At 67.8% G+C, this 23,872-nt stretch carries 20 protein-coding genes and 1 tRNA gene; 9 read left to right on the top strand and 12 right to left on the bottom strand.

The annotated features are described in order from the left end of the window. Nucleotides 1-5: 5 nt before the first annotated feature. From ACZK2R_RS20955 to ACZK2R_RS20930, 6 genes are all read right to left on the bottom strand, one after another. Nucleotides 6-2,492, bottom strand: coding sequence for a DNA topoisomerase I (locus ACZK2R_RS20955; RefSeq protein WP_107433224.1), 2,487 nt, complete (start codon nucleotides 2,490-2,492; stop codon nucleotides 6-8). Nucleotides 2,493-2,685: 193 nt separating this feature from the next. Beyond that, nucleotides 2,686-3,618, bottom strand: a complete 933-nt coding sequence (locus tag ACZK2R_RS20950) for an RDD family protein (RefSeq protein ID WP_125892188.1) — start codon at nucleotides 3,616-3,618, stop codon at nucleotides 2,686-2,688. 49 nt (nucleotides 3,619-3,667) lie between these two features. Further along, the gene (locus ACZK2R_RS20945) at nucleotides 3,668-4,426 is read right to left on the bottom strand and encodes a pilin (RefSeq protein WP_049423390.1); all 759 of its coding nucleotides are present in this window, start codon (nucleotides 4,424-4,426) and stop codon (nucleotides 3,668-3,670) included. A 39-nt stretch (nucleotides 4,427-4,465) separates the two neighbouring features. Then, on the bottom strand, nucleotides 4,466-4,939 hold the full coding sequence (locus tag ACZK2R_RS20940; protein ID WP_005411195.1) for a DUF494 family protein: 474 nt from the start codon (nucleotides 4,937-4,939) through the stop codon (nucleotides 4,466-4,468). A gap of 43 nt (nucleotides 4,940-4,982) precedes the next feature. Further along, a complete protein-coding gene (dprA, locus tag ACZK2R_RS20935) occupies nucleotides 4,983-6,110 on the bottom strand; it encodes a DNA-processing protein DprA (RefSeq protein WP_125892190.1) in 1,128 nt (375 codons plus the stop codon). A 130-nt stretch (nucleotides 6,111-6,240) separates the two neighbouring features. Continuing rightward, a complete protein-coding gene (locus ACZK2R_RS20930; RefSeq protein ID WP_032128553.1) occupies nucleotides 6,241-7,374 on the bottom strand; it encodes a LysM peptidoglycan-binding domain-containing protein in 1,134 nt (377 codons plus the stop codon). A 126-nt stretch (nucleotides 7,375-7,500) separates the two neighbouring features. Here ACZK2R_RS20930 and def point away from each other — a divergent pair, with 126 nt between their 5' ends. The 4 genes from def (at nucleotide 7,501) to ACZK2R_RS20910 (ending at nucleotide 12,137) form a co-directional block, all read left to right on the top strand. Beyond that, entirely contained in the window at nucleotides 7,501-8,013 is a 513-nt protein-coding gene (def, locus tag ACZK2R_RS20925; RefSeq protein ID WP_008267110.1) for a peptide deformylase, read from the top strand. Between the two features lie 120 nt (nucleotides 8,014-8,133). Beyond that, nucleotides 8,134-9,057, top strand: coding sequence for a methionyl-tRNA formyltransferase (gene fmt / locus ACZK2R_RS20920; protein WP_032128555.1), 924 nt, complete (start codon nucleotides 8,134-8,136; stop codon nucleotides 9,055-9,057). Between the two features lie 3 nt (nucleotides 9,058-9,060). After that, a complete protein-coding gene (gene rsmB / locus ACZK2R_RS20915; RefSeq protein WP_010481181.1) occupies nucleotides 9,061-10,392 on the top strand; it encodes a 16S rRNA (cytosine(967)-C(5))-methyltransferase RsmB in 1,332 nt (443 codons plus the stop codon). A 23-nt stretch (nucleotides 10,393-10,415) separates the two neighbouring features. Further along, nucleotides 10,416-12,137 carry an ArnT family glycosyltransferase gene (locus tag ACZK2R_RS20910; RefSeq protein WP_125892194.1) on the top strand — a complete coding sequence of 574 codons (1,722 nt, stop codon included), beginning with the start codon at nucleotides 10,416-10,418 and terminating at the stop codon, nucleotides 12,135-12,137. Between the two features lie 18 nt (nucleotides 12,138-12,155). Here the strand turns inward: ACZK2R_RS20910 and ACZK2R_RS20905 are convergent, their stop codons facing one another. Together ACZK2R_RS20905 and ACZK2R_RS20900 are read right to left on the bottom strand one after the other, a co-directional pair. Continuing rightward, a complete protein-coding gene (locus tag ACZK2R_RS20905) occupies nucleotides 12,156-13,277 on the bottom strand; it encodes a glycosyltransferase family 4 protein (protein ID WP_125892196.1) in 1,122 nt (373 codons plus the stop codon). Between the two features lie 43 nt (nucleotides 13,278-13,320). Then, nucleotides 13,321-14,139 (bottom strand): glycosyltransferase family 2 protein, encoded by an 819-nt coding sequence (locus ACZK2R_RS20900; RefSeq protein ID WP_125892198.1) that lies wholly within the window; start codon nucleotides 14,137-14,139, stop codon nucleotides 13,321-13,323. Between ACZK2R_RS20900 and ACZK2R_RS20895 the strand changes: the two genes are divergently transcribed. Next, nucleotides 14,138-15,196, top strand: a complete 1,059-nt coding sequence (locus ACZK2R_RS20895; RefSeq protein ID WP_049461970.1) for a CDP-glycerol glycerophosphotransferase family protein — start codon at nucleotides 14,138-14,140, stop codon at nucleotides 15,194-15,196. The genes ACZK2R_RS20900 and ACZK2R_RS20895 overlap by 2 nt on opposite strands. A gap of 97 nt (nucleotides 15,197-15,293) precedes the next feature. Here the strand turns inward: ACZK2R_RS20895 and ACZK2R_RS20890 are convergent, their stop codons facing one another. From ACZK2R_RS20890 to ACZK2R_RS20875, 4 genes are all read right to left on the bottom strand, one after another. Then, complete coding sequence (locus ACZK2R_RS20890) at nucleotides 15,294-16,838, bottom strand: PH domain-containing protein (protein WP_125892200.1); 1,545 nt, start codon at nucleotides 16,836-16,838, stop codon at nucleotides 15,294-15,296. Next, complete coding sequence (locus tag ACZK2R_RS20885; RefSeq protein ID WP_125892202.1) at nucleotides 16,835-17,335, bottom strand: PH domain-containing protein; 501 nt, start codon at nucleotides 17,333-17,335, stop codon at nucleotides 16,835-16,837. The genes ACZK2R_RS20890 and ACZK2R_RS20885 overlap by 4 nt, the downstream gene beginning before the upstream one ends. A gap of 75 nt (nucleotides 17,336-17,410) precedes the next feature. Continuing rightward, nucleotides 17,411-18,547, bottom strand: coding sequence for a GTP cyclohydrolase II RibA (ribA, locus tag ACZK2R_RS20880; protein ID WP_180837429.1), 1,137 nt, complete (start codon nucleotides 18,545-18,547; stop codon nucleotides 17,411-17,413). Between the two features lie 87 nt (nucleotides 18,548-18,634). Continuing rightward, nucleotides 18,635-19,555, bottom strand: a complete 921-nt coding sequence (locus tag ACZK2R_RS20875; RefSeq protein WP_180837427.1) for a lauroyl acyltransferase — start codon at nucleotides 19,553-19,555, stop codon at nucleotides 18,635-18,637. Between the two features lie 61 nt (nucleotides 19,556-19,616). On the opposite strand from ACZK2R_RS20875, the gene dtd reads away from it, so the two are divergent. From dtd to ACZK2R_RS20855, 4 genes are all read left to right on the top strand, one after another. Continuing rightward, nucleotides 19,617-20,057, top strand: coding sequence for a D-aminoacyl-tRNA deacylase (gene dtd, locus ACZK2R_RS20870; protein ID WP_049401012.1), 441 nt, complete (start codon nucleotides 19,617-19,619; stop codon nucleotides 20,055-20,057). Nucleotides 20,058-20,147: 90 nt separating this feature from the next. After that, nucleotides 20,148-22,001 (top strand): RNA polymerase sigma factor RpoD, encoded by a 1,854-nt coding sequence (gene rpoD, locus ACZK2R_RS20865; RefSeq protein ID WP_032128565.1) that lies wholly within the window; start codon nucleotides 20,148-20,150, stop codon nucleotides 21,999-22,001. Nucleotides 22,002-22,258: 257 nt separating this feature from the next. Continuing rightward, nucleotides 22,259-23,659: a type II toxin-antitoxin system HipA family toxin YjjJ gene (yjjJ, locus tag ACZK2R_RS20860; RefSeq protein ID WP_065428852.1), complete on the top strand. Its 1,401-nt coding sequence runs from the start codon at nucleotides 22,259-22,261 to the stop codon at nucleotides 23,657-23,659. A 124-nt stretch (nucleotides 23,660-23,783) separates the two neighbouring features. Continuing rightward, a tRNA-Ile gene (locus tag ACZK2R_RS20855) sits at nucleotides 23,784-23,859 on the top strand. Nucleotides 23,860-23,872: the final 13 nt, after the last annotated feature.

Raw genomic sequence — 23,872 nt, 5'->3', positions numbered from 1 at the left:
TGGATCTACTTCTTTGCAGCGGCCTTCTTCGCCGGGGCTTTCTTCGCGGCAGCCTTCTTCACCGCTTTCTTTGCCGGGGCCTTCTTGGCAGGCGCTTTCTTTGCAGCGGCCTTCTTCGGCGCCGCTTCCTTCTTCACCGCCGCCTTCTTTGCCGGGGCCTTCTTCGCGGCAGCCTTCTTGGCGCCGAAGCCCTTGCGCACCGGCTTGCCGGTTTCTTCCATCAGCTGCTGCACTTCGGCCAGGGTCAGCGAGGCCGGTTCGCGATCCTTGGGGATCTTGCCGTTCATCTTGCCGTCGCTGATGTACGGGCCGAAACGGCCGTTCAGCACCTGGATGTCGCTGCCCTCGAACTCCTTGATGATCCGGTTGCGCGCGATCTCTTCCTTCTCTTCGACCAGGAACACGGCGCGGGCCAGGTCGATGGTGTACGGGTCGTCTTCCTTCTTCAGCGAGGCATAGGTGCTGCCGCGCTTGGCGAACGGGCCGAAGCGGCCGATGCCGACGCTGACCGGCTCGCCCTTGTCCTCACCCAGCGCGCGTGGCATCAGGAACAGTTCCAGCGCGTCTTCCAGGGAGATGGTGTGCATCGACTGGCCGGGGCGCAGCGAGGCGAACTTCGGCTTCTCCTCGGCGTCCTCGGCGGTGCTGCCGATGGCAGCGTAAGGCCCGAAGCGGCCGAGGCGTACGCTGACCGGCTTGCCGGTCTTGGGGTCGGTGCCGAGCTCGCGCGCGCCACTGGCCTCGGCACGGTCGACCGATTCCTTCTTGTCTTCCACCAGCTCCTTGAACGGCTCCCAGAAGCGGGCCATCAGCGGGATCCACTCTTCTTCGCCACGCGAGACGGCGTCGAGCTCGTCTTCCAGCTTGGCGGTGAAGTCGTAGTCCACGTACCGGGTGAAGTGGCTGGACAGGAACTTGGACACCGCGCGGCCCACATCGGACGGGCGGAAGCTGCGGCCTTCCATTTCCACGTACTTGCGGAACAGCAGGGTCTGGATGATCGAGGCGTAGGTCGAGGGACGGCCGATGCCGTACTCTTCCAGCGCCTTCACCAGCGCCGCTTCGGTGTAGCGCGGCGGCGGCTGGGTGAAATGCTGTTCGGCCTGGATGCGTTCCAGCGGCACGCGGTCGCCGGGCTTCATCGCCGGCAGCTTGCGGCCTTCGTCCTCGTCTTCGGCGCTCTTGTTGTCCTTGCCTTCTTCGTACACGGCCAGGAAGCCGGGCACCACCACGGTGGTGCCGCTGGCGCGGAACACGTGTTCGCTGCCGGCGGACAGATCGACGCTGACGGTGTTGAGGGTGGCCGGAATCATCTGGCAGGCCACCGCACGCTTCCAGATCAGCTCGTACAGCTTGCGCTCGTCATCGGTCAGGTAGCGCGCCACCTGCGCAGGCGTGCGCAGCGCCGAGGTCGGGCGCACCGCTTCGTGCGCTTCCTGGGCGTTCTTCGACTTGGTCTGGTAGGTGTTCGGCTGGTCCGGCAGCGAGGCGATGCCGTAGTCGCGGGCGATCACGTCGCGGATCTCGGCCAGCGCGTCCTGCGACAGGTTCACCGAGTCGGTACGCATGTACGAGATCAGGCCGACGGTGCCTTCGTCACCGATCGCCACGCCTTCATACAGCTTCTGCGCCACCTGCATGGTCTTGCGGGTGGTGAAGCCGAGCTTGCGCGAGGCTTCCTGCTGCAGGGTGGAGGTGGTGAACGGCGGCGCCGGGCGGCGCTTGCGCTCCTTGCTGGCCACATCGGTGACATGCAGCGAGCCCTGCGCGGCCTGCTGGATGCGCAGGCGGGCGGCCTCGGCGGTGTCGCCGTCGGTGATGGTGAACTGTTCGAACTTCTGCCCGTCCAGCTTGATCAGCTTGGCGTTGAAGTGCTGCGACGGGTGCGCGCACTCGGCGGCGATCGACCAGTATTCGCGGGCGATGAAGGCTTCGATCTCTTCCTCGCGCTCGACGATCATGCGCAGTGCCGGGCTCTGCACGCGGCCGGCGGACAGGCCGCGCTGGACCTTGCGCCACAGCACCGGCGACAGGTTGAAACCGACCAGGTAATCCAGCGCGCGGCGCGCCTGCTGGGCGTCGACCAGGTCGCTGGCGATCGCGCGCGGCTGGCTGATCGCTTCCTTGATGGCGCGCGGGGTGATCTCGGTGAACACCACGCGCTGCATCGGCTTGTCCTTGACCAGCCCGCGTTCCTTCAGGATCTCGGCGATGTGCCAGCTGATCGCTTCACCCTCGCGATCCGGGTCGGTCGCCAGCAGGATGTCGTCGGCGCCCTTGGCGGCCTTGGCGATCGCATCGACATGCTTTTCGTTCTTGTCGATCACGTCGTAGTGCATGGCGAACCCGTTGTCCGGGTCGACTGCGCCTTCCTTCGGGATCAGGTCGCGCACGTGCCCATACGAGGCCAGGACCGTGTAGTCCTTGCCGAGGTATTTGTTGATCGTCTTGGCCTTGGCCGGCGATTCGACGATGAGCAGGTGCTTGGGCATGTCAGGAAAGGTCTGTGGGCGGACCGGGGGAGAGGGGCCGCTAGGGTGGAGCAAACGGCCGCATTAGTGAAGCGGCCACGGGCAAATCCATAAACTGAACGCCCGGTAATGTGCCGGGCGTTCAGGTTTCACCTTATTAGAGGAATCACGCCCGGCCAGCCCATGTCAAGCAGCCAGGCGTGAGGATGGCCGTTCATGAGGCCATCTTGGCGATGAAGCCAACCGCGAACACCATGAGCGCCAGGCCCACCAGCGACAGCAGGCCGGTCAGTACGAGCACCAGCACGGTCACCGTGCCCAGCTCCCGGCGCTGCAGCTGCGGCTGGTCGGTGTAGGCCCAGCGGTCGACCACCAGGGTGTCGCAGATCATGTCGTGCAGGCCCTGCTTGCGCTCGGTGAAGGCGGCCATCAGGAAACCGATGCCGAGGGTGAAGGTGCTGAGCACCGCGGCCCAGTAGCGACCAAATGCGCGGGCCTTGGTCAGGCGCTCGCCATTGCTGCGCACGACCTTGATGCCGACCGCCATCTTGCCCAGCGTGGCACCGCCCTGCGAGGCATGGAACCAGGTGTAGTACGCCATGCCGATGGCCAGGTTGATCAGGGCACTGGCCAGCTGGGCCACGATTTCGATGGCCGATTCGCCGCTGCCCACCGCACCCATGCTGGCACCAAGCACCACACCGAGGATGGCGCCGATGATGCCGCCGGGGATGGCCAGCACGAAGTAGTCGATCATGTAGGCCGCCACGCGCTTCCAGAAGCCCGCGTAGACCACTTCGCCGCCCATCACCGGCTGGGCATGGCCGCCGCCGCCGAGCGCCGCAGGGGCGCTGTAGGGCGAACTGCTGAGGGCGCCGGTGCCAGGCAGTGGCGCCGTACCGTTGTCGATCGCGGCATAGTCGCCACGCAGGTCGAAGCCGCCACTGTCGGTGGCCGTGCTGGCGTCGGCCAGTGTCTGCAGTCCCAGTTCGTCGACCACCTGGCGCAGCGCAGCCCACTGCGCCATGCCTTCGCGCCAGACCAGGGTGTCCAGGTTCAGCTGGCCGCGCTGGAAGCGCTGGCGGATCTCCTGGACCGGCAGCGGGCCCTGGCGTTGCTGTCCTTCGGCGTAGTACCACTCAGTCATTGCATGTTCCCTGTTGAATCATCCTTGGAGGTGCTGGCGTGCGCGTGGCTCAGCCGCGGCACGTCGGCGGCAGGTACTTGTCGTTGCTTTCGCCACTGCATTCCCAGCGGCCGCTGTCGCGATCGTATTCCAGCCACAGCAGGTCGCCATCAAGGCTCTTGCCGGGCAGTGCCAGGGTGGCTTCGATGCCGCAGTGGCCATTGTTGAAGCGACCGATGTTCACCGCCGACAGCCCTGCATGGGCGAAGTCACCCGGGGCCGGGAAGCCGGCGTCGTTGGCACCGGGGCAACGGCCTTCGTCATCGGCGAAATGCTGCACCTGGTCCTTCAACGGCTGCAGCGCGGTCACTGCGCCGGCGACCTTGGCGCGCACGGTGTAGTCGTTGTAGGCGGGCAGCGCGATGGCAGCCAGGATGGCCACGATCGGGACCAGCACCAGCAGCAGGCCGCCGCCGATGATGGCGGTCAGGGCGCAGCCGGACAGCTTCTTCTTCGGCGCTGGCAGGGCGGTGGCCGATGCACTGGTGGTGTAGGGCGTGGACGGCGGCAGTACCGGCGGCTGCGGCGGAGGCGGTGCCACCGGTTCCGGATCGGGCTCGGGTTCCACGGGCGGTGCGGCAGCGTCCAGCGCCGGCACGATCAGGCCGAGTTCGTCGACCACGGTGCGCAACGGCTGCCATTGCGGCAGGCCGTCGCGCCAGACCAGGGTGTCCAGGGAGATCTGGTTGTTGCGGAACAACTCGACCAACTGTTCCGCCGGCAGCGGACCCTGCTGCCGGTTGCCTTCTGCATGGAACCACTCGCTCACGGGGACGCTCCTGAATGCGCTATGCCCCCAAGTGTACGGTCAGTGCAGGGGTTCTGGCTCGTCCATGAACATCTGCGTCTCCATCCAGGCGTACGCCGCCTCGGAGCCGGGCTGGTTGAACAGCACCATCAGCACGACCCACTTCAGGTCGTCCAGGTCCAGTTCGTCCTGGTCCAGGGCCATGGCCCGGTCCAGCACCAGCTCGCGCTGGTCGGCGTCGAGGATGCCGTGCTGTTCCAGGTACAGCAGGAAACCACGGCATTCCACGTCCAGCTTGTCCAGCTCGGGGCCGTGGTAGACGCGCACGGGGCCATCGACCCGTGCCTGGGCCACGCTCGGCCGCTGCGCGGCCAGGGCATCGAGCCAGTCGAATGCCTTGTTGATCTCGGTTGGGCTGAAACCGGCCTGGATCAGGCCGTTCTGGAGCGAATCGCGGTCACGGATCAGGTCCGCATCTTCGCTGAAATAGTGTTCAAACAGGTACAGCAGTACGTCCAGGATGCTCTCTTTCATTGCCCCTCGGCCTGCGTCGCGCGACGCTGTGGAGGTGAAGAAACTAGGGAGTTCGACAGTAGCGGCCGTGTACGCACACCACGATTCCCGCCAGTTCCATGGCCAGCAGCATGGAGGACACCTGGGGCGCCGTCAATCCACAGCGCGTGATCAGTGAATCCATACCGCTTGGGTTGTGGTCCAGGGCCCGCCACAAGCTCTGGTAGTCAGGGTCGTCGGCCCAGCGCGCCGGCAGGAGTGCCGGCGGTGCCTGTTCAGTGGGGGTGGCGAGCCGTGATTGCAAGCCCGGCAGCTGCTGGCGAAGGGCGGGCGCCAGCAGTTCAAGGACCTCCTCCGGGCGCTCGACCAGTGCGGCACCCTCGCGGATCAACCGGTGGCAGCCCGCGGCGCGTGGGTTGAGTACCGAACCGGGCAGGGCACAGACCTCGCGGCCGGCCTCGGCGGCCAGGCGTGCGGTGATCAATGCGCCGGAGCGCTGGGCGGCCTCGACCACCACCGTCGCCAGCGCCAGCCCGGCCACCAGGCGGTTGCGGGCTGGAAAGTGACCGGGGCGTGCCGGTGTGCCCGGGAGGTATTCGCTGAGCACTGCGCCTTCGGTGGCGATGCGGGCCTGCAGCCTGGCGTGGCTGTCCGGGTAAGCCCGGTCCGGGCCGGTGCCGATCACCGCCACGGTGCAGCCACCGGCGTCCAGCGTGGCCTGGTGGGCGGCCGCGTCGATGCCTGCCGCCAGGCCGCTGGTCACCGCCAGCCCGGCTTCGACGAAGCAGCCGGCAAACCGGGCGGCCAGGGCGCGTCCGCCCGGCGTCGGCGAGCGGCTGCCGACCAGCGCCACCGACGGGCGCCAGGCCAGGCTGGGGTCGCCGGCGATGAACAGCGCCAGGGGTGGGTTCGGGACATCCAGCAGGGGCGGGGGGAATGCCGGATCGGTGAAGGCCAGCAGGTGCTGGTTGTCGTCTTCCAGCCAGCGCCGTGCCACGGCCCAGGCCCGGGTGTCCGGGCATTCCAGCGCGGCGCACTGCTCGGGCGTGCAGCCGTGCGCGCGCCAGTTCGCGGCGCCCTGCGCGATCGCAATCTCCGCGCTGCCTGCGGCCTGCAGCAGTGCCCGCCGTGGCGCCAGCGCGCCGCCTGCCATCAACAGGCGCAGCAGCGCCTCGTCAGCTTGGTTGGTCATCTCCCCACTATCGAGCGCATACAACAAAGGCGCCCTAGGGCGCCTTCGCATGTGGCTGTCAGGTTTTGCCGGAGGTGCCTGCCGGCCAGAGGCCGGCACTACCTGCAGTGGCCGGGCAACCCGGGACTGGTTACTTCGCGTCCGGGTGCAGTGCGTTGAACCCCACGCGCACCGGCTTCACGCCCTGCATCACCAGCGCGTAGCTGACGTTGTCGAAGGTACGGAACACCATGGCGTGCGCGGCGTATTCGTCCGGCAGCGAAACCCGGCCGGCGCCGGTGCTGAGCGAATCGTCCATGCGCGACGAGGTGGGGTACTTCATGCGGTGCGCCACGTGGCGGCCCGGGCGCCACAGCGAGAACACGGTGCCGTTGTCCACGCCCTGGGCGCGACCTGCGGAAATCGCGATCACATCGCGCGGGCCAGCGGCGGTGAACATGTCGGTGACGGCCAGCACGCGCACATCGACGCCCTCGACACCGGCGGCCGGGACATGGGGGACGAACTGCAGGTCGTACGGCTTGGCCTCGACCGGGACCAGGCGGTCGCCGGCACGCACCTCGCGGCCGCCTTCGTTCTTGTCCAGCACCAGGGTGGACGCCTCGACCTTGCCGCCGGCGACATGGGTGATGGTGCCGGTGGCGACCTGGGCCAGCTCATAGCCGAGTATGCCGCGGCGGTGGTTGGGGGCGTTGTAGGCCCGCCACAGGTTGCCGCTGCCGGGGGTGACGTCGCCGTTGGCGGTCAGGTCCTCGGTCGGCTTGGGCTGGGCGTAGCGCACGGTCGGGCGGACCACGGCCCAGCGCTGGCCCAGCTGGGCGTCGGCCAGGCGCACGTAGACCGCACTGCCGCTGGTGACGCGCAGGCGTTCTTCTTCCAGGCCGGCCACGTAGGGTAGCTGCTCGATGCTGTCGACCACGCTCAGCTGCTTCAGGAACGGCTCGACCTGGGCCAGCGGAATGGCATCGATCGGGGCTTCCTGGCGCGGGCCGGGCTTGGCAGCGACGGTCACCCGGTCCAGATAGGCCAGGCTGAGCACGTCACCGGGATAGATCAGGTGCGGATTGGCGATCTGCGGATTGGCCTGCCAGATCTCCGGCCACAGCCACGGCTTCTGCAGGAAACGTGCGGCGATATCCCACAACGTATCCCCTTTTCGGACCACATAGGTGTCCGGGTGCCCGCCATTCACTTCCACGGCGGTAGCATAGGCAGCCACGGTCAGCATCGCCGCGGCGACGACCGTACGAAAACGAAGCAACATAGGTGTGAAGCCCTGATTCCCCAACAGGTCCGCGCACTATAGTCCAGAAACCGGGGCGCAAGGCAAGCGTTGGAGCTAGAATCTGCGACGTATGCCGGCGTGCCGGCCCCCTATCCGGAAACAGCCATGGCCCTTCTCCCCATTCTCGAGTTCCCCGATCCGCGCCTGCGTACCAAGGCTGCGTTGATCGAAGCCGCCGAAGTCACCACGCCGGCCTTCCAGGAACTGATCGACAACATGTTCCTGACCATGTACGACGCCCCGGGCATCGGCCTGGCCGCCACCCAGGTGGACGTGCACAAGCGCTTCATGGTCATCGACGTCAGCGAAGAAAAGAATGAACCGCATGTGTTCATCAACCCGGAAATCGTCGCCAAGGACGGAGGCCGGGTGTATCAGGAGGGCTGCCTGTCGGTTCCGGGCATCTTCGCCGACGTGACCCGCGCCGATACCATCACCGTGAAGTACCTGGACCGCAACGGCCAGGAACAGCAGCTGGAAGCCGGCGAAGTGCTGGCCACCTGCATCCAGCACGAGATGGATCACCTGGACGGCAAGCTGTTCATCGACTATCTGTCGCCGCTCAAGCGCGAGATGGTGCGCAAGAAGCTGGCCAAGCAGCGCAAGCACGTGGCGTGATCGCCAATCCGGGCCGCCCATCGGGTGGCCCGTGCCTGCGCGACGCGCGCGGGCTGTACGGCGCCGGCCGACGGCGCCGTTTTCTTTCCTGCACGAATCCATCCTGCAAGTGGGGTAGCCATGAGGATTGTCTTTGCCGGTACGCCGGAATTCGCGGTGTCGTCGCTGCGCGCGGCTGCGCGCCACCATGAGGTCGTGGCCGTCTACACCCAGCCTGATCGTCCGGCCGGCCGTGGCCGTGGCCTGGCGCCGTCGCCGGTCAAGCTTGAAGCCGTGGCCCGTGGCATTCCGGTCTACCAGCCCGAATCGCTGAAGGATGAAGCCGCCCAGCAGCAGCTGCGCGACCTGCAGCCGGACCTGATGGTGGTGGTGGCCTATGGCCTGATCCTGCCCAAGGCGGTGCTGGCCATTCCGACCCACGGCTGCTGGAACGTGCATGCCTCGCTGCTGCCGCGCTGGCGCGGTGCCGCGCCGATCCAGCGCGCGATCCAGGCCGGCGATGCGAAGACCGGCGTCTGCCTGATGCAGATGGAGGCCGGCCTGGATACCGGCCCGGTGCTGCTGCACCAGGAGCTGCCGATCGCGGCCACCGATACCGGTGGCCAGCTGCATGACAAGCTGGCGGAACTGGGCGCGCAGGTGCTGTCCGACGGCCTGGGCCTGCTGCGGGCCGGCATCAAGCCGATCGCGCGGCCGCAGCCGGAGCAGGGCGTGACCTATGCGCACAAGCTGGACAAGGCCGAGGCCCGTCTGGACTGGGCGCTGGATGCAGGGGCGCTGGCACGCACCGTGCGCGCCTTCAATCCGTGGCCGATCGCCGAGGCGACGCTGGCTGGCGAGCGGGTGCGCATCCATGGCGCGGTGGCGCTGGATGAGGCCCACGGCCAGGCGCCGGGCACGGTGCTGGCGGCCAGCCGCGATGGCATCGATATCGCCTGTGGCCAGGGCGCACTGCGCCTGCGTGTGCTGCAGCGGGAAGGTGGCAAGGCGATTACTGCGGCCGACTACCTCAACGCCCGCCGCGATCTGCGCGTGGGGGCATAAGCGGTGTCGAAGCAGAACGATTTCTCCGTCGCCAAGGCGGCGCCGGGCGCGGCCACGCGCATGCTGGCCGCACGTGTGCTGGCACAGGTGTTCACCCGTGGCCGTTCGCTGAAGGCCGAACTGGCCTGGGCGCTGCCGAAGCTGGCCGACAGCCGCGACCGTGCGCTGCTGGAAGCCCTGTGTTTCGCCGTCCTGCGCCGCCGCAGCACCTATGACGCGGCGCTGCAGTCGTGGATGCAGAAGCCGCTGTCGGCGCGTGATGCCGATCTGCGCACGCTGCTGATGGTCGGGTTCGCCCAGCTGGACGTGCTGGAGCTGCCGGCGCACGCGGCGCTGTCGGCCACCGTCGATGCCGCGCGTGCACTGGGCCGTGAGCGCCAGGCGGGCCTGGTCAATGCGATCCTGCGCCGCGCGCAGCGCGAAGGTTTCCCGGAGCAGCCAGCGCGCGATGCCTTCCCGGAATGGCTGGCCGATGCGGTGGAACGCGATTGGCCGGCACAGGCCGACGCGATCTTCAGCGCCAGCCTGCAACCGGCGCCACTGTGGCTGCGCGCCAACCGCCAGCAGGGCGGTCGTGACAAGGCACTGGCCGCGCTGGCCGAAGCCGGCATTGCCGCAGAAGCCAGTCCGCTCAGTGCCGACGCGTTGCGCCTGGCCTCTCCGGTTGCCGTGAATCAGCTGCCCGGCTTCGCCGAGGGCGCGATCTCGGTGCAGGACCTGTCGGCGCAGTGTGCCGCCGATGCGCTGGCCCCGGTGGCCGGTGCCCGCGTGCTGGATGCTTGTGCGGCCCCCGGCGGCAAGTCGGCGCACCTGCTCGAGCGCGACCCCAGCCTGCGCCTGCTGGCGCTGGATATCGACGCGCGCCGCCTGGCCCGTGCACGCGATACCTACACCCGTACCGGCGTGGGCGAGCATGCGCAGACCCTGGCGGCAGATGCCAGTGATCCGGGCGCCTGGTGGGATGGCGTGCCGTTCGACGCGATCCTGCTTGATGCGCCGTGCTCGGCGACCGGCGTGATCCGCCGCCAGCCGGATGTGATGTTCCACCGTCGCGCCGAAGACATCGATGCACTGGTCGGCGTGCAGGCGCGCCTGCTGGAAGCCTGCTGGTCGATGCTGCGCCCGGGCGGCGTGCTGTTGTATGCCACCTGTTCGATCCTGCGCGCCGAGAACATCGATCAGGTGCGCGCGTTCCTGAAGTGGCATCCGGATGCCGTGGCGCAGCCGCTGGGCGATGCATTCGGCGTGGATTGCGAAGGGGTGGCGCGCCAGAGGCTGCCGGGTGAAAACGATGCTGACGGTTTCTTCTACGCGCGTCTGTTAAAAGCAGCCTGACCCCCGCTGCCGTTTCGAGTCCCATGCTGAAAGCCCACGCGTCGCGCCAGACGTGGTTGTTGGTGGTGATGGCCCTGCTGGTGCTGGGGGCCGGCCTGGGCCTCCGTGATCCGTGGCCCTCGGACGAGCCACGTTTCGCGCTGGTGGCCAAGCAGATGGTCGACAGTGGCTACTGGTTGTTCCCGCATCGCGGCCCCGAGCTCTATTCGGACAAGCCGCCGATGCTGATGTGGTTGCAGGCGGCGATGTACAGCCTGGTCGGCCACTGGCGGGTGGCGTTCCTGCTGCCCTCGCTGCTGGCCGCGCTGGGCACGCTGTGGTGCGTGGTCGATCTCGGCCGCCGCCTGTGGACGCGCCAGGTGGGGCTGTACGCGGGCTGGGCACTGCTGTTCGCGCTGCACTTCACCTTCCAGGCGAAGAAGGCGCAGATCGATCCGCTGGTGGTGCTGTTCATCACCCTGGCCAACTACGGCCTGCTGCGCCATCTGCTGCTGGGTCCGGCCTGGCGCTGGTGGTGGCTGGGCTGGTTCTTTGCCGGCATTGGTGTGATCACCAAGGGCGTAGGCGTGCTGGCGCTGATGATGATCGTGCCGGCGGCAGTCGCATCCGTGCTGCACTGGCCACGGGTACGCCTGCACGTGCGCGACCTGCGTTTCTGGCTGGCACCGTTGGCCTTCCTGCTGGCGGTGTCGTTGTGGCTGGCGCCGATGCTGCTGGCAGGCTTCGCCACCGGTTCGGAGCCGTACCGCGCCTACATGGACGACATCCTGTTCCGGCAGACCGCGCGGCGCTATACGCAGTCCTGGGACCATCACCAGCCGTGGTGGTACTTCCTGGCGATCATGCCGTCGATGTGGGTTCCCGCGTTCCTGCTCCTGCCCTGGGCGCTTCCGGCCTGGTTCCGGCGGCTGCGCCGGCGCGATGCGCGCTACCTGCTGCCGTTGGCCTGGTGGCTGCTGGTCGTGCTGTTCTTCTCCCTTCCGCACGGCAAGCGCGACGTCTACATCCTGCCGGCATTGCCGATGTTCTGCCTGGCGTTGGCGCCGTTGCTGCCCGGGCTGCTGAGGCGGCGCGATGTGCAGCGCGTGCTGGGCGCATTCACCGCGTTGCTGGCACTGGCGCTGGGGCTGGTCGGTGCGCTGGCGCTGCTGGGTGATCCGGATTTCGAAGTGCGCCTTACCCATGGCCGCGGGTTGCTTCCCGGTGCCACCGATGCGCTGGCCTGGGCGGCGCTGGCGATGGCGGTCTGGTCGGCCTTGAGCCTGTGGGTGTGCGGGCGCCAGCGTCGGCACGTTGCCCTGGTCTCTACCCTGGCAGGAGTCTGGGTGCTGTACAGCCTGGTCGGTTATCCGGTGTTGAACGACTCCAGCTCGGCCCGTGGCCTGATGCGTGAAGTGAGTGCACGCATCGGCCCGCAGGCCGAGCTGGGACTGGTGGCATGGAAAGAGCAGAACCTGCTGATGGCCGATCGCCCGGCGGCCACCTTTGGATTCGAAGCACGTTGGCATCAACAGCTGCAGGCGGCCGTGCGCTGGCAGCGGCTGGTTCCGCAGCAACGCTGGCTGCTGGTGAACGAGGATGCGATGCAGGCCTGCATCGATCGTGCGCGGGCCGAGATGGCGGGCATTTCCAATCGTCGCCGCTGGTGGCTGGTGCCTGCCGATGCGGTCGCCGGCGACTGCCGGCCGTCAGTGGCGGAACTCGAGCACGAGCGCCGCCTGCAGGGGCCCGGCATCATCGATTGAGCGTTCGGGGAGCGTGGCTCAGGTGCTGGCCAGGGCGGCGTGGTAGCTGGCCAGCGTGGCGTCGGCGAATGTCTGCAGGCCGAACTCCCGCTGTGCATGGCGGCGTGCTGCGCGGCCCTGTTCCGGCAGCGCATCGCGCTGTGCGTACAGCGCCTGTACCTGGGCGGCGATGGCGTCGATGTCGCGTGTGGCAACCACCCAGCCATCGACGCCTTGTTCGATGTTCTCCGGCAGGCCCGCGTAGTCGCTGACCAGCATCGGCTTGGCGCTGGCCATCATCTCGCGGCAGGCGAAGGAGATCGTCTCGACGTCATGGGACAGTACGAAGCCAGCATCGCCGGCCGCGATCAGGACACGGGTATCGGCCAGCAGGCCGGTGAAGTGCACCTGCGCGGCCACCTCGCCCAGCGCCTGCACCTGTTCGCGCTGCTGCGCACTGGGCAGGTGGCCGGCCACGGCCATGTGCACATGCGGACGCACCGCATCGGGCAGCCGTGCGATGGCCCGGGCCAGGTCGATCCAGCCCTTGTAATCGTCGGTGCCGGCGTTGCTGACCAGCACCAGCGCCTGTGGATCCTGCGTCCACTGCTGGCGCAGCGCGCTGCCGGTGCCGGCCGGCTGCGGTGAGTAGCGCTCCAGGTCAACGCCATTGCGGACCACGTCGATCGGGCAGCGACGGTACGGGCCCTGTTCCAGCAGGCGCTTGGTGTCGGCCGAGACCGCGATCAGCCGATCGGTGGCCCAGCGTGCGCGCAGCGCATTGCCAAAGGTATTGGTGGGTTTGCTGTTGTGCTTGGTCAGCACGATCGGCGGGCGGCGCATGCCCAGCAGCCCCTGCATCACGAAGCGGTGGTCGCGTGCACCGTTGACATGGATCAGGTCGATGCCTTCATCGTGCACCAGCCTGCGCAGCGCGCGCTGTTCGGCCAGCTGCCGGGGCAGCGTTGGCAGGCCGCTGCCGAACGCAATCGGCAGTGTGCGGGCAATGCCTTCATCGGCCATGGTCCGCAGCAGGCGGCTGTCGGCCGGCGCGGCGACGTGGAGCGTGTGCTGGCCGTGCAGCGCACGCGCCAGCGAGACGATGTACGTGGTGTGGCCGCCACCGTCGCCGTAGTGGAAGTTGGTGTACAGGATTTTCATGGGGGGTCTTCAGGCAACGCCCACGCAGTGTGACACAGCGTGGTCAAGGCCGGTCCGCGGAAGGCACCGGGTCGGCCACCGCCTGTCCATTGCCCAGCATCCACAGCATGATGGTCTTCTGCCGCACGTAGTTGGCGCGGACGTAGGCGTAGACCAGGCCGTGCCAGCCGTCGCGGAAGCCGCCACGGAACAGGAAGCCGCGCCAGAACCGCCAGGCCGGCGCCAGCACCAGCTTGCCCAGCGTGGCCCGCTTGCCGCGTGCGAACTCGTGCTCGGCCATCATCCGCGCGTACTTCTCGGTCTTGGCCAGCTGCTGCTGCAATGACCGGTACGGATAGTGGATCAGGTCGCCGCGCAGGGTGCCCACACTGCCGTCGACACTGGCCGCCTCGTGGATCTCGCGCTTGCCGCGCCAGCCGCCGCGGCGGCGGTCGAACAGGCGCATCACCCGGTCCGGGTAGGCATTGCCATGGCGCAGGAACTTCCCGAAGTACTCCGAGAGGCGGGCGAAGCGATAGCCGGCCTGGCCGCCGAAGCCACCGTCGCGGGCCTGCTCGATGGCGGTGCGCAGCTCGGGGCTGATGCGCTCGTCGGCGTCCAGGCACAGCACCCAGTCGTGGCTGGCCTGCTCGACGCAGAACGCCTTCTGGCTGCGGAAGCCCTCGAACCGGCGCTGCAGCACGCGGGCACCGGCGGACTCGGCGATGGCTACGGTGGCATCGGTGGACTGCGAATCCACCACCACGATCTCATCGCAGAAGGCCAGCGAGGCCAGGCAGTCGCCGATGCGCCCGGCCTCGTTGAACGCGATAATGCAAGCCGAGATGCGAGGCCGTTCGATGGGAGCGGTCGTGGAGGACATGATGGCCGGGTACCTGTTGTTTGCGACGGAGCGCTATGCGCTGCCTATTCTCGCCCCGTTGGCGCAGGCCTTGCACGCGTCCGGGCAGGAGGTGGCGGCCTGGTTCGAGGACGGCGCGGCCGGCAGCAGCCTGCCGGGGGTGCCCAACGTGGGCCTGAAGCAGGCTCTGGCAATGCGTCCGCGGGCGGTGTTCAGCGCGGCCAACTGGGTGCCGACCTTCCTTTCGGGGGCCAAGGTGCAGCTGTTCCATGGCTTCAACGTGGAGAAGCGGGACAGTGCGCGCGGCCACTTCCGGGTGCGCGGCATGTTCGACCTGTACTGCACGCAGGGGCCGGCCACGACCGCACCGTTCCGCGAGATCGCCAGCCTGCAGGGCCACTTCGCCGTGGCCGAGACTGGCTGGCCGAAGCTGGATCCGCTGTTCCGCGATGACGGAGGCGAGAGTTCCGCGCTGCGCGCACCGGCCGGTGACCGCCCGGTGATCCTGTTCGGTTCCACCTTCACCGAGCGGCTCAGCGCGGCTCCGCACCTGCATGCGCAGATCGCCGCTGATATCGCCGCCGGTGACCACTACTGGCTGCTGACCCTGCACCCGAAGTGCCCACCGGAACTGTTCGAACGCTACCGCGCGCTGGCCGGTGCCAATGCCCGCTTCATCGAGCCGGAGCAGGTGATGGCCGCGCAGCGCGCCGCCGATGTGCTGGTGTCGGACACCTCATCGATCGTTTCGGAGTTCATCGTCCAGCACAAGCCGGTGGTGACCTTCCGCAACCGCGTGCCGAAGCCGCACATGATCGACTTCGATGATCCTGCGCAGCTGCAGGCGATGCTGCAGCGCGCGCTGCACCCGGACGCCGCGCTGCAGGCGGAAATCGTGCGCTACGCCGATGCCATCCACCCTTACCGCGATGGCCGCTCCAGTGAACGGGTGATCGCGGCCACCGAGGATTTCCTGTCCGGTGAAATGGGTGCGTTGCGGCGCAAGCCATTCGGCAGCTGGGTGCGCGATCTGCAGATCCGCAAGGACCTGGGGTATTGGGGCCCGTCGCAGCGCTGATGCCTCGCTGACCCCGCTCGCGGTAGTGCCGGCCGCTGGCCGGCAACCTCGGGAATGGCGGCAGTTGCCGGCCGGCGATCGGCACGACCTGTAGTGCTTACCAGCGCAGCTTGCGCCGCGCCAGCGCCACGGCCAGTTGATCCATCACCTGTTGGGCCTGTGCCTGCGGCAGATGATGCAGCGTCAGCGCCACATCACCATGCGCGCCGGCGGTATCCAGCTGCAGGCTGCTGGTGCCCAGCAGTTTGTCCAGCGGCGAGCGTTGCAGGCGCAGGCCCTGCACCTTGTCCAGCTCGGCCCAGCGCCACCAGCGCTTCCACCAGCCGCCGCGCACCGCCACATAGTGTTCGTCCAGGTACCAGCCCATGCGTGCCATCTGCCGGTGCGCGACCAGCAGCGCCACCGGTAGCCACGCCAGCACCAGCAGGCCCCATGGGCCCCAGCGCCAGTACGCGGCCGCAGCCAGCAGCGGCACCAGCACCAGTGCGCCCAGGCACAGCCGCCACCAGCCGCGCTGCGGAATGGACTGCCATTGCAGCGGAGGCCACTGCAGCTGCGGCAGCAGGTGCTGCACCAGCTGCTCACAACGTGTACTGGACGCCAGCGGCGCGAGTTCGCGCAGGGCGCGGTCCTCATCGCGCGCGGGGCCACCGGCGGCACTGTCGATGCGCAGCTGACGCAGCCCGAACCAGCGCTGCAAAGTACCTTCGCGCAGCGTCCAGGCCTGGATGCGCCGGCGCGCCACGCTGCTGCGGGTGCGGCTGAGCAGACCGGCCGATACGGTCAGGCGTCGGTCCTGCTCGCTGAGGGTGAAGCCGTGGTAGCGCAGCAGCGTCAGCACCACCGACAGCACGCGCAGCGCCAGCCAGCCCAGCAGCAGCGCGGCAGCCAGCAGCAGAAACGCGCCGGTCACGCCGGGGTGCAGATGGCTGGCGTATCCAAAGGCTTCGCGTCCACCGCGCTGGAGGGCATCGTCCATCACCGGCCGTGGCACGGTCTGGAACAGCACGCCGAACGCGGCGATCGCCAGCGCCCAGCCGCGGTTGGAGAGCAGGCCCATGCGTACCACGTCCCAACTCGACAGGCGCAGCAGTACCTGCCCGTTCTCAGTCGCGGTGCTGGCAACCGGGTCGGGCTCGGTGATGCCGGCGGCCTGCGGCGCCTGCCCGCGCTGGCGGACCAGCCGTTCCAGCGCCAGCGCCTGGTCCAGCTTCAGCACCCGCATCTCCGCTTCCGGGCGCACGCCACCGGCCGATTCCAGGCGCAGCTCGGCCACACCAAACAGACGGTGCAGCGGGTTCTGTCGCACCTCCACGTTGTGGATGCGCGCGAACGGAATCTCGCGCCGGTTGCGCGCGAGCAGACCGCTGCGCACGGTGATCGCATCACTGCCGATACGGTAGCGGTAGCTGAGGTACTGCAGCACCGACACCAGTACCAGTGCGGCAATTGCCGTCAGCGGAATCAGCTGCGCCCACATCGGGTCGCGGTCGCCGCGCTGGCCGAACACCAGCAGTGCGACCAGCGGCAGGAAGTAATGGCGCAACTGCATCAACAGTACGAACAACCACGACCACGGATGCAGGCGGTGGTCCTCGCCGCCGGCGGGCAGTGCTGCAGGCAGAGGCGGTGGCAGGCTCACAGGGCGTCGGCGTCCTGGTCTAGCTGGTGGGACAGGGTATCGCGCAAGCGCTCGGCATCCGCCTCGTCCAGGCCGCTGACGGTCACCGCGCTCATGCGGGTGCCGGCGGTGTGCACGATCAGCGTGGCCAGGCCGGCACGGCGTTCCAGCGGGCCGCGGCGCAGGTCCAGGTGCTGCACGCGCGACAGGGGAATGCGGGTTTCCAGCTGCCACATCAGGTCACGGCGCAGGCCCAGGCCCTGTGCGTCCAGCCGCCAACGGGTGCGGACCAGGCGGCGGTGGCCGAGCCACGCGCCACATGCAGCCCCCACCAGCAGCCCAAGGGCGGCCGTCCACAGGCCGCCGGGCAGGTCGAAGAACCACGCGGCTGCGGCCAGCGGCAGGCCCGGCACAAACAGGCCGCCGAAGGCACCTTCCAGTGCGGCCAGCCGCGCGGCGCGGCGCGGCAGCGACTGCCAGGCATCGGTGGTCGGAGCAGTAAGGGGAACGTCGGTCACGCGGGCTCCGTCAGGTGGCAGGGCGGGCGGTGGCGGCCGTGGCCGCACCGCGCAGACGGTAGCAGGTCGGCTGCGTTACTGGGCAGCCTGGATCAGCGCGTCCACATCCAGCATGTGGCCGGCACGATCGGCCTTGGTGCGCAGGTAGTGCTCGTTCTCGGCGGTGATCTCGCCGGTGACCGGAATGCAGTCCAGCACCTCGATGCCAGCGTTGCGCAGGCGCTGCGCCTTGGTCGGGTTGTTGCTGAGCAGGGCCACGCGCGAAATGCCCAGGCCGCGCAGCATCGCCACCGCGCTGCCGTAGCGCCGTTCGTCGGCGCCGAAGCCGAGCTGTGCATCGGCATCGATGGTGTCCAGGCCGTCATGCTGGTAGCCGTAGGCACGCATCTTGGCCGCGATGCCGGTACCGCGGCCTTCCTGGTCCAGGTACAGCAGCACGCCGCCGCCCAGTTCCTTCAGCTTGCGCAGGCCGCGCCGCAGCTGGTCGCCGCAGTCGCACTTGAGCGAACCGAACAGGTCGCCGGTCAGGCACGAGGAGTGCACGCGTACCGGTACCACCGCCGACAGATCCGGTTCGCCGACGATGATCGCGACCTGGTCACGCTGGGCGACGCCACCACGGAACACCGCGAACGTGGTCATGCCGACATCGCGCAGCGGTACCGGCGAACGCGCCACCAGTTCGTAGTCATGCGCGGCATGTGCTGCGCCCTCGGCCAGGTCGCACAGCGCAACCTCGGCCGCGCCATCGAAGGTGTGGTCTTCGGCGTCCAGGCGCACCGCCACCATCGCCGGCAGCAACAGGCCGAGGCGGGCCAGTTCCACCGCGCCTGCATCGAAGGCGTCACCGGCGCTCCAGCCGTCCGGCATCGGGCCCGGTTCACGCAGGTAGCCCAGCGAGGGCAGGGTATCGAAGGCAATACCCGCCAGCGGCAGGCGTGCTCCTTCCGGGGCCTCCACGCCGAGCACGCGGGCGCGGGTAGCGGTCAGGAACAGGTAGTGGCGCTCGCGCGCGGCGCTGGCGAACGTGGCGAAGCTGCTGGCGGTGGCGCTGTCCAGTGCGATCACCGCCAGGCGCTGGCCCTGGCCATCGTGGAGCAGCACCGGGCGACCGGCGCGCAGTTCGGCCACCGCGCGTTCGCAGCGGATCGCGGCGGGATCGCCGAACAGGGAAGAGGCAGCAGGCATGGCAGGACCGGGGGAGGCGGACATCGCAGTCTCTATGGGGGCGCCGGCGTCGTATTCAACGTGGTGCGGCCGCCGGTCGCAGGTGCCAGGTGGGCCTGAGTGCGGCAGCCGTCAGTGCGGATGCTCTTCGGTCGCATACGGGTCTTCCTCGCCGCTGCCCGGTGGCCGCAGCGTATAGCGCTTGTAGGTCCACTGGTACTGGGCAGGATCGCGGCGCGCAATGCGCTCGATGCCGGCATTGAGCGCGGTGGCGGCCACCTGCGGGTCCGGGTCGGCCACGGCCGGGTCGGTCGGCTCGATGTGCAGGGCAAATTCCATGTCCGGCCCGATGCGCTCGCACCAGCCGTACAGCACGGTGGCGCCGGTGCGCTCGGCCAGCCGGTTGACCAGGGTCATGGTCAGCGCCTGCACGCCGAAGAACGGCACGAACACGCCGTCGCCTGCCTTGGGCTGCTGGTCGGGCAGGATGCCGGTGGCACCGCCGTCCTTGAGTACCTTGAACAACTGGCGCACGGCCGGGCCTTCGGCGCGCACCTGCTGTACGTTCTGGCCGCCCCGCACCAGCTGCAGGAAGGCATCGCTGGCTTCGTCCTCCGGCGGCTTGTAGACGATGGCGATCTGCCCGCGCGAGGCCAGCCACTGGTTCAGCAGCTCCCAGTTGCCGAAGTGAGGTGCGGCCACGATCACGCCCTTGCCGCTGGCCAGGGCCGCGTCGTACAGGGCCTCGCCGTGGCGCTGCTTCAGGTGCAGGCGCAGGTTGTCGGCCGGCGCCTGGCTCCACAGGCGCAGGGTCTCGATGGCCTGCAGCGCGGTGGAGCGCAGCAGATCGCGGTGCAGGCGATCGCGTGCAGGGCCGTCCAGCTCGGGGTAGGCCAGCTCCAGGTTGCGCCGGGTGACACGGCTCTCACGGGCGTTGAGATTGATCCAGGCCCACGCCAGCGCGCGCGCGAATCCCCGCAGCATTGGCCAGGGCAGGCGGGCGAACAGGGTGGTGGCGCGGTAGACCAGCCGGGCTTTGCGTTGCGGATTCATCGGCGCCAGTTTAGCCAAGGCCGCTGCTATCGTGGCCGGCCCTGTTCATTGGAAGCCCACGATGCTCGTCCTGATCCAACGCGTCAGCCAGGCCGCCGTCCATGTCGATGATGAAGCGGTGGGGCAGATCGGCCCGGGCCTGCTGGCCCTGGTCGGCATGGAGCCGGGCGATACCGAGGCCCAGCTGCGGCGCATGGCCGAGCGCCTGCTGGGTTACCGGGTGTTCGCCGACGAGGCGGGAAAGATGAATCGCTCGTTGCGCGACACCGGCGGCGGCCTGCTGCTGGTCAGCCAGTTCACCCTGGCGGCCGATACCCGTTCGGGCATGCGGCCCAGCTTCACCAGCGCCGCACCGCCGGACGAGGCTGAACGCGGGTTCAATCGATTTGTCGAGATCTGCCGTGAAAATCACGCGCCAGGGGTGGAAACGGGCCGATTTGGTGCCCATATGGTCGTCAGCCTGGTCAATGACGGTCCCGTGACCTTCCTTCTCAGGCCCTGAGCCTGCGGGACCACCGCCCGGCAGGCGGGGCCCCGGGCTGGTATAATGCTACGTTCCCTATTTCTCCCTAGCCGGTGGCGCGAGCACTACATGGCCAACGAACGTCCTGCCCAATCCGAAATCAAGCAACTGATCAGCAAGGGCCTGGAACAGGGCTACCTGACCTACGCCGAAGTCAATGACCATCTGCCGGACGACATGGTCGACCCGGAACAGATCGAAGACATCATCGGCATGATCAACGGCATGGGCATTGATGTCCATGAAGTTGCGCCGGATGTGGAAACCCTGCTTCTCAACGACGGCAACACCGGTAACCGCGAAGTCGATGACACCGCGGCCGAAGAAGCCGCCGCCGCGCTGAGCGCGCTCGACACCGAAGGTGGCCGTACCACCGACCCGGTGCGCATGTACATGCGCGAAATGGGCACCGTCGAGCTGCTGACCCGCGAAGGCGAAATCGCCATCGCCAAGCGCATCGAGGAAGGCCTTTCGCAGGTCCAGGCCGCCCTGGGCCAGTTCCCGGTCTCGGTCGAGTCGCTGCTGACCGACTACGAAGCCCACAAGGAAGGCAAGAAGCGCCTGGCCGAAGTGATCGTCGGCTTCAACGATCTGGCCGATGAAGTGCCTGCGCCGGCCGCTGCCGCGTCCGATGACAGCGATGATGCCGACGCCGAAGGCGACGAGGACGAGGACGATGATGTCGAGGGTGGCGAGGAAGAAGCCGCACCGACCGGTCCGGACCCGGAGGAAGTCGCTGCGCGCATGCAGGCGCTGAGCGATGCCTTCAATGCCTTCAAAAAGGCCGCCACCAAGGGCGACAAGAAGAACCTGCCGCGCCTGCGCGAAGAGATGTCGGCGGTGTTCGTCACCCTGAAGCTGCCGCTGCCGCTGACCGACGTGCTGACCAAGCAGCTGCGCGACACCATGGCGTCGATCAAGGCCCATGAGCGCCGCGTGCTGAATCTGGCGACCGTCACCGCCCGCATGCCGCGCAAGGACTTCATCCGTTCCTGGGAAGGCAACCAGACCAATCTGGAATGGGTGGAAGATGCGCTGAAGCGCAAGCAGAAGTGGTCTTCGGCCCTGCGCGAAGTGAAGGACCAGATCATCGCCGAACAGCAGGCGACGATCGACATCGAGAAGCTGACCCAGCTGGACCTGGAAGAGCTGAAGGAAATCAGCCGTGCCATGGCCTACGGTGAAGCCAAGGCGCGCAAGGCCAAGAAGGAAATGGTCGAGGCCAACCTGCGCCTGGTGATCTCGATCGCCAAGAAGTACACCAACCGCGGCCTGCAGTTCCTCGACCTGATCCAGGAAGGCAACATCGGCCTGATGAAGGCCGTGGACAAGTTCGAGTACCGCCGCGGTTACAAGTTCTCGACCTACGCCACCTGGTGGATCCGCCAGGCGATCACCCGCTCGATCGCCGACCAGGCGCGCACCATCCGTATTCCGGTGCACATGATCGAGACGATCAACAAGTTGAACCGCATTTCCCGCCAGATGCTCCAGCAGTACGGCCGCGAGGCTACGCCGGAGGAGCTGGCCAAGGAAATGGACATGCCGGAAGACAAGATCCGCAAGGTGATGAAGATCGCCAAGGAGCCGATCTCGATGGAAACCCCGATCGGCGACGACGAGGATTCCCATCTGGGCGACTTCATCGAGGACACCAACGTGGAGTCCCCGATCGAGAACACCACCAACATCAATCTGTCTGAAACCGTGCGCGACGTGCTGGCCGGCCTCACCCCGAGGGAAGCCAAGGTGCTGCGCATGCGCTTCGGTATCGATATGAACACCGACCACACCCTTGAGGAAGTCGGCAAGCAGTTCGACGTGACCCGCGAGCGCATCCGCCAGATCGAAGCGAAGGCCCTGCGCAAGCTGCGTCACCCGAGCCGCTCGGAGCAGCTGCGCAGCTTCCTGGATATCGATTGATTTCCAGCGGCTGTTGAAGCGTTGAGAGAAACCCCGCTTCGGCGGGGTTTTTCTTTGCCCACCATATCCCTGCAAAGGCCGGCCCATGCTCGGCTGAGGCTTATGATTACGTAACAAATAATGTAACAAAGACCCGCGTCGAAGCTGGCTCTTCGTGAATATGCCCATTATTTTCAAGCTCATAGGTGCACGGCCGCGCTTGCAGCCCCGCTTTTTTGATGCTAATTACGTAACAAATTTCGTATTACGTAATGCACATGCCACGCGCTCAACGCCCACAGGTACTGGATCTGATCGCTCAGCTGGCCCCCGGCCAGCCGCTACCTGCCGCGGCGCTGGCCGAGCGTCTGGGGGTGGACCGGATGGCGCTCAGCCGGCTGGTGGCCGCCAGTGGCCCGCAGGTGGTGCGCATGGGCAGCACCCGGGCAACTGCCTATGCACTGCGGCGGCCCACCCGGGCCGGCAGCGAATGGCCGCTGTACCGGCTGCGCGAAGATGCGACGCTGGAGGAGCTGGGGCGGGTAATTGCGCTGGTAGGAGGCGGCTTCCACGTCGATGCCGGGCCTGACTGCCCGAACCTGCGACGCGCGCCCGAAGGTGACGTTGCCGCCTTCTTTCCTGACTTGCCGTGGTACCTGGATGACCTGCGACCGCAGGGATTTCTTGGTCGCAGCTTCGCCCATGGCCGTGCGCAGGCGCTCGGCCTGCCGAAGGACCTCAAGAGCTGGCAACCGGACGATGTGTTGATGGCCCTGGTAACCGCTGGCGGGACTGAAGCGGGCGATCTGCTGCTCGGTACCGCCGCCGTGGAGGCGGCGATGGAGACGTTGCAGGTGCCGATCGATCGGGTTGCGGCCGACGATCGTCTTGCACAGTATCGCGAGCGTGCGCGTGCTGCGCTGGACGGAGAGGACGTGGGCTCCTCGCCGGGTGGCGAGCAACCCAAGTTCACCGCCACCGTAGAGGCCTACGGCAGGCGCCGCTCGGTCCTGGTCAAGTTCGCGCAGCCCGATGAAGGCGCCGCCGCCCAGCGCTGGAGCGATCTGCTGGTCTGCGAACATCTGGCGCTTGAGGCCCTGCGCGAGTCCGGGCAAGCCGCGGCGTCCAGCGAACTGCTGCAGTCGCCTACGCACACCTTCCTGGAAATCGAGCGCTTCGACCGCACGCCCGATCTGCTGGGGCGGCGAGGCCTGGTCTCGCTGCTGTCGCTATCGTCTGCGTTCACCGGCGAGGTCACCCCAGCGTGGCCGGTTGCAGGCGCCGAACTGCGTGATCAAGGCTGGCTGACGGCCGACACCGTGCAGGCGATGGGCCGACGTCACGCGTTCGGGCGGCTGATCGGCAACAGCGACATGCACCACGGCAACATCGCCTTCCACTTCATTGATCGCGGCCCGCTGCCGCTGGCGCCGGTCTACGACATGCTGCCGATGTCGCTGGCGCCGTCAAAGCTGGGCGTGTTGCGCGCGGACGAGCCGCTGTCGCCGGTCGCGCCGCTGGGCAGTGGTGATCTGCAGCATCTGCGCTGGGCGGCACCGGTGGCTGAAGCATTCTGGCAGTGCGTGGCTGTTGACGGGCGGATCCAGTCGCCGGCAATGCGGTCGTTGGCGGGGGCGAACGCCGAGCGGGTGCGGGAGATGGGCGCGCGGTTTGGGTGAGCCAGCTGTTGCGCAAGCCTGGGCGCGTGGCGTTGCGCAGCGATGGCTGAGGGTTTTTCAGTGTGTCTTGGCGCCGGCGGGTAGCCGGTTGAGCGCAGGCTCCACTACACTGTAAAGCTGCGCAGGGCCTATAGCTCAACGGTTAGAGCAGGGGACTCATAATCCCTTGGTTCCAGGTTCGAATCCTGGTGGGCCCACCATCGAATCAGGCAC

This window comes from Stenotrophomonas sp. 96582_Sma (assembly GCF_056480905.1).
Note: the sequence above shows the minus strand (reverse complement) of the source record. Positions and strands in the feature narration are given on the sequence as shown.